Origin of the sequence: Bacillus sp. FSL R5-0712, from assembly GCF_038593285.1 — a bacterium.
Taxonomy (GTDB): Bacteria; Bacillota; Bacilli; order Bacillales; family Bacillaceae; genus Bacillus; species Bacillus safensis.
Window position 1 is genome coordinate 1,717,751 of the sequence record NZ_CP151981.1, and the last position, 16,484, is coordinate 1,734,234.

Sequence of the window (16,484 nt, forward strand, 5' to 3'; positions counted from 1 at the left end):
TTCTAAGAAAAAGCAAATTGTTGGTTTGTCCGCCCAAACGGGATGAATACAATGGAAATAGCACATCATTTCCTGGGAAACCGCAGAAATCCCTACAATATTCGGTATCTCGGGTCATTTTGACAGCAAACTTGGGCTTAAGCGGGCGATTGTCACGATTACAGCTCCACCCGAATAGAATAAAGAGAGAAGAGCGAGAGGTGAATACGTTGGAGCGAGCTGTCACATATAAAAACAACGGCCAAATCAATATTATACTTAACGGACAAAAGCAAGTATTGGTTGATGCAGACTCAGAGGCAGAATACCTAGAAGCCTTGCAGAAAAATGAGGCAAAACACAGCATCTTACGGGAAATAGAGCGTGAAATGAACAGCCTTGTCGGTATGGATGAAATGAAACGAAACATAAAAGAGATTTATGCTTGGATTTTTGTTAATCAAAAACGGCAGGAACAAGGGTTAAAGGTAGGAAAACAAGCGCTTCATATGATGTTCAAAGGAAATCCTGGCACAGGAAAAACCACAGTTGCAAGACTTGTCGGGAAGCTTTTCTTTGAAATGAATGTGCTCTCAAAGGGTCACTTAATTGAAGCAGAACGCGGTGATCTAGTTGGTGAGTACATTGGTCATACAGCGCAAAAAACAAGGGATTTAATTAAAAAATCACTAGGTGGTATTTTGTTCATTGACGAAGCCTATTCTCTTGCACGCGGAGGAGAAAAGGATTTTGGAAAAGAGGCGATTGATACCCTTGTAAAACATATGGAGGACAAACAGCACGAATTCATTCTCATTCTTGCTGGCTACTCCAAGGAAATGGATCATTTTCTTTCTTTAAACCCCGGCCTGCAATCAAGATTTCCAATCAACATCAGCTTTCCTGATTATACAGTTGATCAGCTCATGGATATTGCAAAACGAATGATGGCAGACAGAGAATATGTATTTACACAAGAAGCCGAATGGAAGCTGCGGGATTATTTAATGCACATTAAAAGTACCACAAGCCCGGCAAAATTCAGCAACGGCCGGTTTGTGCGAAACACCATTGAAAAAGCCATACGAACCCAGGCGATGAGACTGCTTCTTGTGGATCATTATGATAAAAAAGATCTGCTGACCATTAAAAGTCACGATCTTCAAATGAAAGAGGATACGCCTTCTTGAAATGGCGTATCCTTTTTATAAAGAGTCACTAAAATAAACTATCCGAATAGTGGTATACGTGTGATGTGTTTGGTATGATGGTACTACTGAAAACTTAAGTACAGAAAGGAAACAACTAACGTTGAATGAACATGAAATGACTGAAAAAGCGATCCTTGTCGGCTGCCAATTGCCGCATGTAACGGATGAACGCTTTCAATACTCAATGGAAGAATTAGCTTCCTTAACTAAAACGGCTGGCGGTGAAGCTGTCAGCGTGATGACGCAGAAGAGAAATAGACAAGACAGTGCAACATATATCGGTAAAGGGAAAGTAGAAGAACTTGAGGTGCTTTGCGAGGAACTCGAATGTGATGTCATTATTTTTAACGACGAGCTTTCTCCAAGCCAGCTAAAAGCTTTGGCGACTGCTTTAGATGTAAAAATTATTGATCGTACACAATTGATTTTAGATATCTTTGCAAAAAGAGCCCGTACAAGAGAGGGGAAGCTGCAAATAGAGCTTGCCCAGCTTCAGTATGCCTTGCCGAGACTAAGTGGACAAGGGATCAGCCTTTCAAGACAAGGGGGCGGAATTGGCGCAAGAGGTCCAGGTGAAACAAAACTTGAAACAGACAGACGCCATATTCGAAACCGCATTCATGAAATTAACGGGCAGTTATCTGCAGTCAAAGAACACCGAACAAGATACCGGGAGCGCCGAAAGAAAAATGGTGTGTTCCAAATTGCCATTGTCGGCTATACGAATGCCGGAAAATCAACTTTGTTTAACCAATTAACAGAAGCGGATAGTCATGAAGAGAACCTGCTGTTTGCGACACTTGATCCAATGACACGTAAGATGACATTAGAATCTGGCTACAGTGTGCTGATTTCAGATACAGTTGGCTTTATCCAAGACCTTCCGACCACACTGATTGCCGCATTTCGTTCCACCCTTGAAGAAGTGAAGGAAGCCGATTATTTGCTTCATGTCATCGACTCTTCTAATGAGGATTATGAAGGGCACGAACGAACGGTTCATGAGCTTTTAGAAGAATTAGAAGCGGACCGTATTCCGATGCTGACTGTTTATAACAAGGAAGATCAAATTAGACCAGATTTCATCCCATCTTCAAAGCATCGCCACATCTTAATCAGTGCTAAGCGCAAAGAAGATGTAAAAAGGTTAAAAGCGGATATTATGGCAGAGCTGAAAAAAGCCTTTTTAAAGCCATATCATGTAAAGATTCCAGCGCATGAAGGCAAGCTCATTTCCGCATTAAAATCAGAAACGCTTGTGGAGTCACTAGAATTTCAAAAAGAAGCAGAGATATATGACATCACCGGATATAGTGGTGAGGATCAGACCATTTTAGGTCAAATCAAGAAGTATATGTTGGAAAGGAATTAAATCAAGATGTTTCACACATTAAAACACGGCAGTATTTTAGAAAAAGCAGCAGCAGAAACAGAACAAGAGATTTTACACGTGCATCAGCAAATTGATCAAAAGAGCGAACAAAATGAGTGGCGGGTGCTTGAAAGCTATCGAAAGCACAAAGTCAGTGACTCTCACTTTAATCCGACGACTGGATATGGTTACGATGATATGGGGAGAGACACATTAGAAAAGATTTATGCGGATGTCTTCGGCGGAGAAAGCGGGCTTGTGCGTCCGCAAATTATTTCCGGTACACACGCAATTTCCATTGCCTTATTTGGTGTGCTGAGACCTGGCGATGAATTGATCTATATGACGGGAAAACCATACGATACGCTAGAAGAAATTGTCGGGATTCGCGGGAAAGAAGGGACAGGCTCATTAAAAGACTTCCAGATTGACTACAAAGCCATTGATTTACGACAAGATGGATCCGTCGATTATGAGAAAGTAAAAGAGTCGATTTCCTCTAAAACAAAAGTCATCGGCATTCAGCGTTCGAAAGGCTATGCGTCAAGACCATCCTTTACTATAGAAGAAATTGAGCAAATGATTTCATTTGTGAAAGAGATTAATGAAGAAATCATTGTGTTTGTAGATAACTGTTATGGTGAATTTACTGAATTAAAAGAGCCGTGTCATGTCGGAGCTGACCTCATGGCCGGTTCACTCATTAAAAACCCAGGCGGAGGCCTTGCCAAAACAGGCGGCTACATCGTAGGAAAAGAAAAATGGGTAGAAGCTTGCTCTTATCGAATGACATCTCCAGGCATCGGCAGTGAAGCGGGTGCATCGCTGTATGCGCTCCAAGAAATGTATCAAGGCTTTTTCTTGGCGCCGCATGTTGTAGCTCAAAGTTTAAAAGGCGCAGTGTTTACGGCTCGTTTTCTTGAGAAGCTCGGATTCCAAACAAACCCGGCGTGGAATGCGAAAAGAACGGATTTGATTCAATCAGTCGAATTTGGGGATCCTAAAAAAATGATTGCGTTCTGTCAGGCAATCCAGTATGCATCTCCGATTAATAGTCACGTCACACCACATGCAAGCTATATGCCGGGCTACGAGGATGATGTCATTATGGCAGCGGGCACGTTTGTACAAGGAGCCAGTATTGAATTATCAGCCGATGGTCCGATCAGACCGCCTTATACTGCCTACGTTCAAGGCGGACTCACGTATGCCCATGTGAAAAATGCGATTTGCAGTGCTGTCGATGCCTTATTGGAACAAGGTTTTATTGAAGTGCCTGCTCAATAAAAAAATCCATGTTAATATTCCTAACATCTTGTTGACACATAATATAACATGACATATAATAAATTTAAGCAAAGAGGAGGAGACAGTTGAGATGAGTGATAACATTCGCCGCTCAATGCCTTTATTCCCAATTGGGATTGTCATGCAGCTAACAGAATTATCTGCAAGACAAATTCGCTATTATGAGGAAAATGGTTTAGTATTTCCAGCAAGAAGTGATGGAAACCGCCGATTATTTTCTTTTCATGATGTTGATAAATTACTAGAAATTAAAAACCTCATCGAACAAGGTGTAAACATGGCAGGAATCAAAAAACTTTTTGCCAAAGCTGAGGCAGAAAATCCATCGTCTGATACAAAGACGGAGGAAAAAGCTACAGCTAAGCACAACTTGACAGATGATGAACTCAGGAAGCTACTGAAGAAGGAACTCATTCAGGCTGGACGTTTCCAACAAGGAACGACCTTTAGGCAGGGGGATATGTCAAGGTTCTTCCGTTAACCAATTAGCAAAAGCATTGCTATACACATTTTACCTTTTGTAGGGGAGGAGTTTTACGAAATGGCAAAGTACACAAGAGAAGATATCGTAAAATTAGTAAATGAGGAAAACGTAAAGTACATCCGTCTGCAATTTACAGACATTCTCGGAACGATTAAAAATGTTGAGATTCCTGTGAGCCAGTTAGAAAAAGCTCTCGATAACAAATGTATGTTTGACGGTTCATCTATTGAAGGATTCGTACGTATCGAAGAATCAGATATGTACCTATACCCAGATCTAAACACATTTGTTATTTTCCCTTGGACAGCAGAAAAAGGTAAAGTTGCACGATTTATTTGTGACATTTATAAGCCAGACGGGACACCATTTGATGGAGACCCGCGTAACAACTTAAAGCGTATCTTAAAGGAAATGGAAGAACTAGGATTTAGTGATTTCAACCTTGGACCTGAGCCAGAATTCTTCTTATTTAAATTAGATGAAAAAGGCGAGCCAACGCTTGAACTAAACGATAAAGGCGGATACTTTGACCTTGCGCCAACAGATCTAGGCGAAAACTGCCGCCGTGATATCGTGCTAGAGCTTGAAGAAATGGGCTTTGAAATTGAAGCATCTCACCACGAAGTAGCACCAGGGCAGCACGAAATTGATTTCAAATATGCAGGCGCGATCCGTTCTTGTGATGACATTCAAACGTTCAAACTCGTTGTCAAAACCATTGCCAGAAAGCATGGTCTTCATGCGACATTCATGCCAAAACCATTGTTCGGTGTAAACGGATCTGGTATGCACTGTAACCTATCATTATTCAAAGATGGTAAAAACGCATTCTTTGATGAAAAAGCAGATTTACAATTAAGCGAGACTGCTAGACACTTTATCGCAGGTATCGTCAAGCACGCAACAAGCTTTACAGCGGTCACAAACCCAACTGTAAACTCTTACAAGCGTCTTGTACCTGGCTATGAAGCACCTTGCTATGTGGCATGGAGTGCACAAAACCGCAGCCCGTTGATCCGTATCCCGGCATCACGCGGCATCAGCACACGTGTAGAAGTGCGCAGCGTAGACCCATCTGCAAACCCATACCTTGCACTAAGCGTATTACTTGCAGCAGGTCTTGACGGAATCAAAAACAAACTAGAAGCACCAGCACCAATCGACAGAAACATCTATGTCATGGACAAAGAAGAGCGCCTTGAAAACGGCATCTCTGACCTTCCTGCAACACTTGCAGAAGCACTCGAGCTGCTAAAATCAAACGAAGTCATGATCAGCGCACTAGGCGATCACCTATTCGAGCACTTCATCGAATCAAAAGAAATTGAATGGGATATGTTCCGCACCCAAGTACACCCATGGGAACGTGATCAGTATATGTCTCAGTATTAATAAAGAAAACCCCTTGGAACCAATGGTTTCAAGGGGTTTTTGTTTTGTGGATGTTTTTAATATTTCAAAATGAAGCAGGCACCACCTACAATTCACCAACAAAAAAAGTGTCTTTGAAATTTCAACAATGTGGTGTTGGCTGAAACCCCAATGTACGGTAAAACCGAGATCACTACACATGACGGCCAGTTCACAAATTTAAATTATACAAGTTCTTCACAGAATAGATATTTAGCAGATAGAGCTTCCTAATTACTTGAAAAAATCTAAAAAATGCCGATTCAATAAAGAAGAATATTGAAAAGGTGTGTATTTATGGACTATTTTGGATTTCTTAAAACGATGGGGATACCAGGTAATTTGGCTGCTGCAACTATACTTTTTATTATCATTTTCAAATTAATAAGACCTATTAATTTATTATCATCAAGTATCTTTGAACAAAAGTTGTTAACTAAAGATATGGTTATACTATTATTAAGTATTAAATATCTTGGACAGACTTTATGGTGGGTATTGATTAATCTGTCTATACTTTATACTTTTGGTGTACCGTCCTGGACTGGGGATCCAAATTTATCTCCCATGATAGGATCAATTTTTTTCGCAATTGGTGCTCCAATTTTCACTATAATTTATGTTATAAACAGTCAATTCTCTTCAAAAATTAATCGGTTTGGGGTAAGAGTATTATTAGCAATACTGTTCATGGTTTGCTTATTGTGCTATTATTTTCCGTTGAATGGAACAGTTGTAACAAATGTATTCGTAGAAAATCCAATTGGAAAATTAGCAATTATAATAGGATGTATGACCGTTCTATGTCTCCCTATACCAGCATTAATGAAGCAAATTTCAAAGTTTTTATATTGGACAAAAGAAAAGTATATACTCGTTTCTGACATTGATTTAGCTAATGAACAAAATATTCTTGAAAGTGATTTGAATAAAAAATCTTGGTATGTACTACACGCTATAAACAAAGAATTAATTTTATTAGGAAATAATCCTAAGCCAAAGTTATGTACAGAAACAAAAATTATCAAGTTAGAAGACTTGTGCAATATAAAAATGTCGATTGAAGAGGTCGATCAAGATTCTACAAACGAGGAATTTACGAACGATAGTACTACAAACAATAATTCAATTATATAATTAAACAGTCTGCTTATAAGATTTTTTAGAGAGAGGGTATAAATTTGTTAACCAACCAATTATGCCTTATTCCTGAAGTCAATGAAAAGCAGGTACGTAAGACATTAATAAATGAATTGAAGCTTTATAAAGCATTAAAAGTTAAACAAGAGAACTTGGATGAGCAAAAAGCAAATGGATCTTAGCTTTGTTTCCAAAATTAAGAGATCAAAATGTTTGTTCGGAGCTGAAGGTGCGGCAAATAGAAAGAGCACTAGAGTACAGCTTGGATGAAATTGAACAAGACATTATTCGCATGAAGTACCTTACTTCACGAGTGGTCAAAGATCTTGAGGTATGTGAAGAACTAGGATTAAAGAAAGATCGATATTACAATTTAAAAAACAAGCAACGTTTAAACTTTCGACAGCACTTGGAATCATCTGAGTGCTGTTTTTGTATCTTTATTCCTATTTAATGACAAACTTTGTGCTGGTAAAATTGACCTTGTCAATGAATGGGAAGGAGTGAATTCTGCTGGGGAAGATACTTGATGCAAAAGCACTAACAAGTGCCATGGACACAAGGGCAAAACACTACCAGGAACTCCGCGAACAAAACAAGGTGTGGCCAATCTCGGTGATGATTTCACTGGGAAAGGTGCAGATAATATTAAAAGTTTCTATAAAGAGCTTGCTGGAAATGTAGACATGTTTATCAGCTTCATTGATAAACAAAAAGCCTTTCATGAAGGTGTTTCTGGGACACTGGATGATACGAGCTTTGGCGGCGATACCTTTGTAGAAGAACACTTTTTAGACAACGCAGTACATATGGGCATCAAGAATGCCAAAAGCATTGTGAAAGATCAAAAAAAGGCACTCAAAACGATTTTTCAAGACATTGATGACCTCATTTCCCTAGAGGTATTTGATAGCCAAACCTTTGATGAAAAAATAGAAGATGCGGAAGATGAACGAAAAAAGACGGTCAAAGAACTAAGAGAGCTTGATCAAAATTTAAAAGATGAATATGCTTTGTCAGAGACGGAGCAGCAAGCTACAATGGCATTGTACGCTGAAATGATGAATGCGACAAATGACGGAAAAGCGATTTCGCCTATGAATTTTGACAAGAAAGCCTATCAAAATAGCGAAATCTACAAGGCAAAAAGCGATATTGAAAAGCAAACTGCTGAATATCTGAAAATCAAAAAAGAACAAGAAGAAGCCCGAAAGATTGCGAAGGAACAAGAAGCGCTCGCCAACCGTCCTTGGTATGAAAAAGCCCTTGATTATGGGGGAAACATTGTCAATGAGCTAACCGGTGTGAATGATGCAAAACGAGCAGCTACAGGCGTCGATCCAATCACAGGCGAAAAGCTTACGGCAGGCCAACGAGTCGCGGCAGGTGGAATGGCAGCAGCCGGTTATATCCCTATCGTCGGCTGGGCAGGACGCATTTTTAAAGGCGGGAAAGCCGTCTATAAAACCACCCAAGCCACGTCAGCCGCAGTAAGAGCGGTCGACATCTACAAGACGTCACAAAAATCTTTTGATGCCTTGAAAATATCACAAAAAGGTTTATACGGGCTCACCGCCACCAACGGCTTCAGCGAAGCGATTACAGGTCGAGATATGTTTGGAAATAAGGTCTCGAAAGAACAGCAGGAAGCAAGTATGAATGCTGCGCTTGCAATGCTTTTACCGTTTGGGGCGAAAGGTTTTCAGGGGAAAATGGGGGTAAAGGAAGCTGGCAAGAGCACTGATATTCCTTCTGTTAGAAATAAAGAATTTAATAAGTGGTTTGATAAATTATCAGTCGATGAATTTGAGAAAGCGTGGAATGTTCCTGCTTTGAGAAGTAAAATTGAAGATAGGATCAGACAACCAGGAGGCTACCACGAGTGGCATCTTGTAGCAAGAACACCTCAATTTAAAAAGTGGGATGTGAGTATGGATCGCATAAAAGAATTGAGGACGCTAACTAAAGATGTTGAATTTGTTAATCCTCCTGGACGGCATGGAGGACGGGGCTCTACTAAAGCACATAATGAAATATTAAAAATTATTGATACTGCTCCTGATTATGAAAGTTTTGTTAGAGAGTTAAATGAATGGGCGAGTAAACGAATGAAAAATGGAGTTCAGGATTTACCGGAAGGGCTAAGGAGGTAATACAATGAAAAATGATGTTTCTTTGTGGTTGGGAAACTTTAGTGATTTTGATAAGGTCGAAAATTACACAAAAGTTATGTATAACGATGACGGTGATAGCATTCCATCTATTTTTGAGAAAGAATTTAAACTGGGTTATTATGATAGGAGTTTAATTGAAAAAGATTGGATTCCAGAAGCTGAAGATGATATAAAAGAACTTCTGGTTGATTTCTCATATGATGATCAATTGATAAAACAATTTAATGATATCCAATTAAACTCTAAGTATAATACTATTATTTTAATTTATAATTATAATTATGAGAAAGACGGTTTGGCTGTTAATTCAGTAGATAAAGGTGAGTACACACTACAGTTTATTGGTACAGCAGAATACGTAGATTGATCAATATAAAGCACTTACTTGCTCAAATGGCAATAGGTGCTTTTTGACGTTCTTTCTCTAGGGGGAAAAGCTCATGATTGTATACATTGGACCAGTTGAAGAATCAGTTGAAAACCCAGAAGAAGAATTTATTAAAAATATTTTCTTTGAAAAAGAAGCGGATTATTGGAAACAAGGAAGTGGAGATTCTTGTTTTGAGATAGAAGGAGAAGATGAATGGCTTATTTTCTTTTATGATGAGCCATATGGATTCTTTATCATGAGACATCCTGATTATTTAGTCCCTTTGAATAAGGATGTTGAAATAGAAACAATAGAGCATTTGGTTGGTGGAGAACCAATGAAGGTACCATCATGCAGTTATGTAAGTCGAGAAGAAGCATATAGAATTGTTAAACACTTTTTAAGTACAAAAACTATGCCTGATTTTGTTGAATGGGTTGATTTATATGACATCGATTTTGAACATGATTTTTAAAACTAGAGTGTCCATCTTTATGGGCACTTTTTTATTTGCATTGCAGAGAAAGAACCGAGAAAAAACCGACAAAAAGGGGGATAAAAAGGGGACCTTTTTTCATAAGCGGATCATTGTATGATAGAGACAAGCAAAACGAACGTGAATATTTTGTCCAGAAGGAAGAACCTGCGGACGCTGATCATTGAGCATTTTAAGTGCCTTGATTGGTGTCCGCTTTTTTTTATTGGGAGACGCGTCTTTCCCTTATCAATGGCGTATCTGGATACGGAACAAAGGTGTTGAGGAATGTGGCCATACGAGAGGGACATTCTGAGCCTGGATAGCAGCTGGTCTGCGGCAGCCGTATCGAGGACAGTTTTTCATTTTACTTGATGATTGACTGTACTTGGCATCCTCTCGGAGTGTAGTCATCATTGCAAAATCTATAGCGTAAGGTGGTGCTTATTCGGCAAGGAGAGTATGAACATGAAGATCAGGGATTCTGTTTCTAAAGAGACATTAAAGCAATTTAAAAGCATTGCTCCTGGTTCTAATAGAAAGAAGGAGAACGATGATCCCATTACCAATAGGGATTGGGAAGAAATCATGGGAACGAGACGCGAAACGTATCAAAGACAAGGCGGCCGTATCCGGAGGAAACGATGATTTGATGGGAACAGTCGTCTTTTGGGTGTATGGCTGCACGTGCTTTGGTGAGGGATAGGAGCGCAAAAATATAAAAAGGGAGATGATGAGCATGGCATCAGGATTTGGAGTGTCGGCAAACCCGACAAAAGCTAATCACAAAATTGGAGAGGATAAGGTCGTACGAATTGCAGTACAAAACCACAATGACTTTAGTGCTGGTCCCAACCTTATTCCACAAAGAAAGGTGAATGGAAAGTGGGAGACAATTAAAACAAATTCCCCGAACCCCCTTAACCCAGGTGAAAAACTTTATGATCAATTTGACATCAAAGGGTCATTTGGTAACAAAAAAGGTACTTATCGCTTTAGAGTGGATGTAGAACGTTACGACAAAAAGGGCAATCATGTTGCAACTCTGGGAACATTCTACACTAGCGAATTTTACATTAAATAGAACCAATTCAGTGAAAACCTGAAAATTTCCAAATCACCTCCGATATATGTTTAGGAGGTGATTTCTTATGAATGAAATTAACGAAACCAACGAATTTACATCATTTGAACAGAGTAAATACATCGGGATTTATTTGAAACAATTTGGGAAAAAGATGCATAAAGCAACTATAACAAGGCTTTAAAGTGCACCAATAAAGCGAATGAGTGTAGAATGACATAAATTCCAACCAAGAACTTTTTTTTTGTTCATTTTGATATAATAGATTCAAAACACTAGTTAAGAACTGCGCTTAATTAAAAAATAGAGGAGTACTTATGAAAGAAGAAATTATAAAAGAATATTTCTTTATGTGGGTAACTAGAGATTTTACGTTTTTAGATACGTATTTTTCTGATGATATTATCTACCGCGAATGTTATGGAGCAATGTATGTGGGTATAGAGGAAGTCCATTTGTGGATCAAAAAAATGTTACTGAAGCAAGTTGTCTTAGAATGGAAGATAAAAAATATTCATCAAGTAAATGATACCTTATTTTTTGTAGAATGGTATTTTAAAGCAAAAGAAGAACAACTTTATTCATTTGATGGTATATCAAAGATTAGATTTGATGGAAATAAAATCCGATTAATAGAAGAGTATGAAGCTAAACATGAAACTTTTAGACCATGTAAGATTGATTAAAGATGTCCAGGGACAAGAACATCAATCACATGCACTTAAAACTGACACGATGTGAGGTTAAACACGGTTGAGGGATACTCCGTATGAATGGTACGAATGGTACAGAAAATTGTCCAGGGACAAATTTGCTCCGTTTATTAAAGATTGTCGAGGGACAAGAACATGGTCCCCATTGAAGTCGCTATTTTAGCGGCTTTTTATTTTATCGGTACAAGTTCTTGTCCCGATTGCCGGAATGCGAAAAGAACATGTTACTATTGCCAATTAGTCATAAATCTAATCGTTAAAAGTTAGGTACTTTGTGTCAATGTACAATGAGCTTCACCTTCAGGAGGCTTCATATTCTATTATTTTGAAACAGCACTTTTTTCAATCATGTCTTTTTTATTTGGAAGTATGATGAATCATGGTATCACTATAGTTGAAAAATTAAATGTACATGCGCCTACATTTATGATCTTGTATGTTTCTTTTTTAACTTTGGGAATTTGGAAAATGCAAAACTTTGTTGATAGAAAAGAGAACAAAGTTTTGATTAGATATAAACGATTACTACAAGAATGTTTAGATGAAATTCCAAATAGAAGTTTTAAATAAGTACCAGACACCTTAGAAGATAGGGTGTTTTTTTATTGGAGGCGATATATCATGAATATTAAAACAATCCCCGTACATAAAATTAATCCTACACCATATAATCCCCGCATCGATCTGCAGCCAGGAGATCACGAGTACGATTCACTAAAACAATCTATAGAAAAGTTTGGATACGTTGATCCGCTTATCTGGAATGAACGGACTGGACATCTCGTTGGAGGTCATTAACGTTTCAAAGTATTGATGGAGGACAATCCAAGTGATATTCCTGTATCAGTTGTATCGCTTAATGAACAAGATGAAAAAGCACTGAATATCGCATTGAATAAGATAGACGGTGAATGGGATGAGTATAAACTTACTGAACTGCTGAAGGATTTAGAGGTCAGTCGAAAGCGCGCACGTGTGACAGCTGTAACAGAAGTGTTGACGGCTTCTTCTGTTGCTCAACATGAATCTTATGTACAATATCCAGCTGTAACGGGGAAGAAGTGGAAGCACAGTGGCGGGAAAAAGAATCAGTCGAGGGATAGTCATGTGCAGCTGGACGGCACGATCATTCCACTCGATGAAGAATTTGAGATACCAGGAAGCGGAGAGCTGTGCATGTTTCCGAGAGATACACAGCTCACGCCAAAAGAGCGAGTAAATTGTCATTGTGCGGTTGGTCCTGTGGTTGACCCAGTCATTTTGGGTTTGTCAGCTGAGGAAAAAGAAGAGATTAGAAGAAGAGTCTTACAAAACATGGAATGAAATAGTATAATATCCTCATTACTTTGGGAATGAGGAGAACTTATGAATGTTTATGAATTAATATCTTCTATGTTTAATGGATTTATAACTATTTTTACATCGATGATATGGCCGATCCTAATAATTATTGTTATCGCCATGTTGAAAAGGCCCATTACAGATCTTATTCAAGATATAGCAACGATAAAATATGGAGGCTTTGAACTTAATTTTATTAGGAACAAACTAGAAGAAATTGAAGGGGAAATTAAAGAAGAGTTGAAATCGGATATTGATCAAAATTTGGAAACGGATGAAAATAAGGGTGTTAATAACAATGAAACAGAAAAGCCTGAAATACCCAAAGTCTCCAAAAAGCAAATTGCAAAGAGTAATAAGCTTGAAAACCGTGTCCATGAGTATTTAAATTTCCTTGATATGACTATTATTGAATTGTACGTGACTGTTGAAACGAAAGTTGAAAAAATGAGTTTCAAAGATATTGATATACCTTCTATTATTGATTTGTTAGAACAGCGTAAAATTATTAATAGTACAGTAGCTAAAATTATTACGGATACTAGGAGGCTTCCTTTTTATTTTTCAAAACCATTGACAAGAGATGTTGAAGAGAAATTTGTTAGAACATGTGAAGAGTTAGCTGTATATCTTGATAATATTATAAAACTAAACAAAAAAAGTGAGCCTTCTTAAAAAGAAGGTCTTTTTCTTTTGAAAGGAGGTGAATGAATTGCCACGCGAATTGATAAATGCAAAAATCACACACGTTTCATACGTGGACAAGGCTGCTAATCAAAAGCAGTTCTTTTTTATGAAGTCAGAAAAGCAGCCAGACTTTCAAAAAGAGATCAAGGTCATTGCGAAAGCTGATGATGCACAGCGTCTTGTGTATGGAATTGTATACGAACCAAACGTAGCTGATGCACATGGAGATTTCATGACACCAGAAGAAATTGAAAAAGCCGCTCATGGGTTCCTGAAGGATGCACGTGAGATTGATAAGCAGCACGACTTTCAAAGCGGTGTCGGGGAAGTCGTTGAATCGTACATTGCTCCATCTGATTTTGAAATAGGTGATGAAGTTATCAAGAAAGGATCGTGGGTCCTTGTGACAAAAGCATCTGATGAAAACTGGGAACAGATTCAAAAAGGGCGAGATCAACCGGATATTCAATGGCCGGAACAGCAGATATAGGAAAACAAGAGGATCACAAGCCAGCTTCTGATGAGAAGGGGCTTTTTTCTTTGCTCAAAAATTTCTTTTTATCAAAAGGAGAAGTAAAGAACCGATACGACAAAGGCCGCATGCGTCGTGAGTTTTGGGCTGCACAAGATGCGCTGAATTCCGTTTTGTATAAATGGGACCCTTACGAGGATGATGGTTTAGAAACTGATCCTGAAAAAGTAAGAGCAGCACTGCAAGATTTTGTGGAAATCACACAAGAGATTTTGCTTACTGATAACTTGGCTGGGATTCAAACTGATCCACCTGAAGAAGTCGCAAAAACAGGTAGAAAGTTTTCAGCTGCTAATCTAAATGAGCTAAAAAATGCAAGAGCCGCTATCGACAATCTGTTGAGTCAAGCGGAAGAGAAGAAGGAGGAAGAAGACGTGAACAAAGAAGATTTGCAAAAGATGCTAGAGGATACAATTGCACCGGTTGTAAAGCGTCTGGATGACCTTGAAAAAGGCGGTCAGCCTGATCCGCAAGAAAAACAAATTGATGAAGCTGTCGCAAAAGAAATGGCCGCAGCTGTAGGGATGTCTAGGTCACAAGTTGCAAATAATTTGGATCGATATTCAGCGGTTGAATGAGCAATAGAATTGTATCGATGTATCAAATATAGGCTATACGAACTTCTCATTCTTTTAAGGAAACAAGTGGTTAAAGATTTCCGATTAAAAAATTGAATGATTGATAAAGTAGTACTTCATTATAAGTACAAATACTGGTAGAATTGAGCAAGCAAACCATAAAATACAACTGAGTTAGAGCAGTATAGCCAATATTCGAAAATAATTAAAATATGAGGGAGAAATTTAATGGAGTATGTATTAATGGAACCACCAATTATAATGGAATCCTTTGAAACTTTATCAAAAAAAGAGGCTAAAATTCTCTTCGATTGGTTTGTTAATCAGATACCACTTCGGATTGAAGTTTTGAAAAATGTTACTAATGAAGAGGTGGACTTTAATTTCACTCCCGAATCACTTATAGATATCTATAGTTGGTTTTTATCTCAGATTGAAATTTATGAATTATCAGAAGAAGAGATTGGTAGAGAATTAGAAGAATTAAGGCAATATCCTGATTTTATTTATGAAGATGAAAAAAAGAGCTTATTGGCTAATCCAGTTGAAATTGCAAAAGTGGACTATGCAATAGCAATGGATATAGGGATTTATTATGCAGAAGTTATTAGAAGAAACCATCCTCAAGTGAAGTGGACGTGTTTTACTAAGCCAAAATCTTATGCATACTTAAACAAGCCTATTCTACATTTCGATAAAGGCGACAGCATTTATTATGAGCGTGAACCTATAGATTTAATGTTTATTCTTAACCAACGAATTAAAAAAGGAGAAGTAACAGAGCGTACACTTTATGAAATGTATTTTACAGATGAGAATTTGATATTGGGTGTAGACGAAGATCCTGAAGATGAAGATTAAAAAGAGTAACTTCTGACATGGAAGTTGCTTTTTTCATTTTGTTTTTAGAAACTTTGATAAAGAAAGTATGTCTCAAATAAATTCTCAACGAATGATTGTTTGCTGATACTCTATAATCATAATACTAGATGATATATTAAAGAAGATGGGGATATTTACAAAATGACTAAGCACCTGTCTAGATTTTCCTCATATAATAAAACAAATTGTTTAATTTGAGGAGTGACAACGTTGTATTTAAATCAAAATTATAACATAGGAGCAGATTATATTCCTAATTATGGGTATCCAGTTTATCAACCACTCGTACATCGTCAAGAGAACCGAGAACAAAGGCAAGTTGTTAATGGGTTATTAAATGTATCTGATCATTCACGTCATGAAGATCTTGGCGATGGTTTTGACCTTTGGCTATGGCAAGATTCAACACAGGTTCCTGGAAATGGATATCTTGTGATGCGTTTAAATGGGTTAGGTAGAAGAGCTATTAGTGCAGGGTGGTCTATCGCAAGCTATTTGCCTGCTTATGCAATTGAAAGTTTCAATGATATTATACACAACCGTAGTGATCAATGGATAATCACTATTCACAACCCTACACCTAATCCTAGAGTGCTATCCTTTTATTTAATAACTAAGAGAAAAAGATAAGGATGAATTGAAATAAAACATTGGACATTTAACTATATGAATGTTCATAATATTATTCTTATAGACAAGAAATTTGATGATCTAAGCAGCTATCGCTGTAACTGATCTTACTGT

At 37.9% G+C, this 16,484-nt stretch carries 16 protein-coding genes and 3 pseudogenes; all 19 read left to right on the top strand.

The window, feature by feature from the left end:
* Window positions 1–209 precede the first annotated feature (209 nt).
* Window positions 210–1,169: a stage V sporulation protein K gene (spoVK, locus tag NSU11_RS08540; RefSeq protein ID WP_024424083.1), complete on the top strand. Its 960-nt coding sequence runs from the start codon at window positions 210–212 to the stop codon at window positions 1,167–1,169.
* 121 nt (window positions 1,170–1,290) lie between these two features.
* Window positions 1,291–2,562 carry a GTPase HflX gene (hflX, locus tag NSU11_RS08545; RefSeq protein ID WP_024424082.1) on the top strand — a complete coding sequence of 424 codons (1,272 nt, stop codon included), beginning with the start codon at window positions 1,291–1,293 and terminating at the stop codon, window positions 2,560–2,562.
* A 6-nt stretch (window positions 2,563–2,568) separates the two neighbouring features.
* Window positions 2,569–3,849, top strand: a complete 1,281-nt coding sequence (locus NSU11_RS08550; RefSeq protein ID WP_103132395.1) for an aminotransferase class I/II-fold pyridoxal phosphate-dependent enzyme — start codon at window positions 2,569–2,571, stop codon at window positions 3,847–3,849.
* 91 nt (window positions 3,850–3,940) lie between these two features.
* Window positions 3,941–4,351, top strand: a complete 411-nt coding sequence (locus NSU11_RS08555) for a MerR family transcriptional regulator (protein ID WP_025093274.1) — start codon at window positions 3,941–3,943, stop codon at window positions 4,349–4,351.
* Window positions 4,352–4,411: 60 nt separating this feature from the next.
* Window positions 4,412–5,746: a type I glutamate--ammonia ligase gene (glnA, locus tag NSU11_RS08560; RefSeq protein WP_024424080.1), complete on the top strand. Its 1,335-nt coding sequence runs from the start codon at window positions 4,412–4,414 to the stop codon at window positions 5,744–5,746.
* A 315-nt stretch (window positions 5,747–6,061) separates the two neighbouring features.
* Complete coding sequence (locus NSU11_RS08565; RefSeq protein WP_024424079.1) at window positions 6,062–6,901, top strand: hypothetical protein; 840 nt, start codon at window positions 6,062–6,064, stop codon at window positions 6,899–6,901.
* Window positions 6,902–6,945: 44 nt separating this feature from the next.
* Window positions 6,946–7,327 (top strand): annotated as a pseudogene (locus tag NSU11_RS08570) (ArpU family phage packaging/lysis transcriptional regulator).
* A 129-nt stretch (window positions 7,328–7,456) separates the two neighbouring features.
* Window positions 7,457–8,628: pseudogene (locus tag NSU11_RS08575) on the top strand (T7SS effector LXG polymorphic toxin); the annotation flags it as partial.
* A gap of 433 nt (window positions 8,629–9,061) precedes the next feature.
* On the top strand, window positions 9,062–9,445 hold the full coding sequence (locus NSU11_RS08580) for an immunity 22 family protein (RefSeq protein WP_024425095.1): 384 nt from the start codon (window positions 9,062–9,064) through the stop codon (window positions 9,443–9,445).
* A 73-nt stretch (window positions 9,446–9,518) separates the two neighbouring features.
* A complete protein-coding gene (locus NSU11_RS08585; RefSeq protein WP_024425096.1) occupies window positions 9,519–9,923 on the top strand; it encodes a hypothetical protein in 405 nt (134 codons plus the stop codon).
* Between the two features lie 468 nt (window positions 9,924–10,391).
* Entirely contained in the window at window positions 10,392–10,571 is a 180-nt protein-coding gene (locus NSU11_RS08590; RefSeq protein ID WP_024425097.1) for a hypothetical protein, read from the top strand.
* Between the two features lie 91 nt (window positions 10,572–10,662).
* Window positions 10,663–11,007, top strand: coding sequence for a hypothetical protein (locus tag NSU11_RS08595; RefSeq protein ID WP_024425098.1), 345 nt, complete (start codon window positions 10,663–10,665; stop codon window positions 11,005–11,007).
* Between the two features lie 317 nt (window positions 11,008–11,324).
* Window positions 11,325–11,693 carry a nuclear transport factor 2 family protein gene (locus NSU11_RS08600; protein ID WP_024425099.1) on the top strand — a complete coding sequence of 123 codons (369 nt, stop codon included), beginning with the start codon at window positions 11,325–11,327 and terminating at the stop codon, window positions 11,691–11,693.
* 648 nt (window positions 11,694–12,341) lie between these two features.
* Complete coding sequence (locus NSU11_RS08605) at window positions 12,342–12,518, top strand: ParB N-terminal domain-containing protein (RefSeq protein WP_258011175.1); 177 nt, start codon at window positions 12,342–12,344, stop codon at window positions 12,516–12,518.
* A 15-nt stretch (window positions 12,519–12,533) separates the two neighbouring features.
* Window positions 12,534–13,043 carry a phage minor head protein gene (locus NSU11_RS08610; protein ID WP_024425101.1) on the top strand — a complete coding sequence of 170 codons (510 nt, stop codon included), beginning with the start codon at window positions 12,534–12,536 and terminating at the stop codon, window positions 13,041–13,043.
* A gap of 42 nt (window positions 13,044–13,085) precedes the next feature.
* Entirely contained in the window at window positions 13,086–13,736 is a 651-nt protein-coding gene (locus NSU11_RS08615) for a hypothetical protein (RefSeq protein WP_024425102.1), read from the top strand.
* A gap of 37 nt (window positions 13,737–13,773) precedes the next feature.
* Window positions 13,774–14,771: pseudogene (locus NSU11_RS08620) on the top strand (XkdF-like putative serine protease domain-containing protein); the annotation flags it as partial.
* Window positions 14,772–15,086: 315 nt separating this feature from the next.
* Entirely contained in the window at window positions 15,087–15,719 is a 633-nt protein-coding gene (locus NSU11_RS08625) for a hypothetical protein (RefSeq protein ID WP_024425103.1), read from the top strand.
* Window positions 15,720–15,950: 231 nt separating this feature from the next.
* On the top strand, window positions 15,951–16,370 hold the full coding sequence (locus tag NSU11_RS08630; protein ID WP_024425104.1) for a hypothetical protein: 420 nt from the start codon (window positions 15,951–15,953) through the stop codon (window positions 16,368–16,370).
* The last annotated feature ends 114 nt before the right edge of the window (window positions 16,371–16,484 follow it).

Coding starts and splice junctions, on each gene's coding strand:
- NSU11_RS08610 (WP_024425101.1), top strand. CDS start 12,534: ATGGAGGACAATCCAAGTGATATTCCTGTATCAGTTGTATCGCTTAAT.
- NSU11_RS08585 (WP_024425096.1), top strand. CDS start 9,519: ATGATTGTATACATTGGACCAGTTGAAGAATCAGTTGAAAACCCAGAA.
- NSU11_RS08605 (WP_258011175.1), top strand. CDS start 12,342: ATGAATATTAAAACAATCCCCGTACATAAAATTAATCCTACACCATAT.
- NSU11_RS08595 (WP_024425098.1), top strand. CDS start 10,663: ATGGCATCAGGATTTGGAGTGTCGGCAAACCCGACAAAAGCTAATCAC.
- NSU11_RS08590 (WP_024425097.1), top strand. CDS start 10,392: ATGAAGATCAGGGATTCTGTTTCTAAAGAGACATTAAAGCAATTTAAA.
- NSU11_RS08550 (WP_103132395.1), top strand. CDS start 2,569: ATGTTTCACACATTAAAACACGGCAGTATTTTAGAAAAAGCAGCAGCA.
- glnA (WP_024424080.1), top strand. CDS start 4,412: ATGGCAAAGTACACAAGAGAAGATATCGTAAAATTAGTAAATGAGGAA.
- NSU11_RS08615 (WP_024425102.1), top strand. CDS start 13,086: ATGAATGTTTATGAATTAATATCTTCTATGTTTAATGGATTTATAACT.
- NSU11_RS08565 (WP_024424079.1), top strand. CDS start 6,062: ATGGACTATTTTGGATTTCTTAAAACGATGGGGATACCAGGTAATTTG.
- NSU11_RS08580 (WP_024425095.1), top strand. CDS start 9,062: ATGAAAAATGATGTTTCTTTGTGGTTGGGAAACTTTAGTGATTTTGAT.
- NSU11_RS08555 (WP_025093274.1), top strand. CDS start 3,941: ATGAGTGATAACATTCGCCGCTCAATGCCTTTATTCCCAATTGGGATT.
- NSU11_RS08625 (WP_024425103.1), top strand. CDS start 15,087: ATGGAGTATGTATTAATGGAACCACCAATTATAATGGAATCCTTTGAA.
- NSU11_RS08600 (WP_024425099.1), top strand. CDS start 11,325: ATGAAAGAAGAAATTATAAAAGAATATTTCTTTATGTGGGTAACTAGA.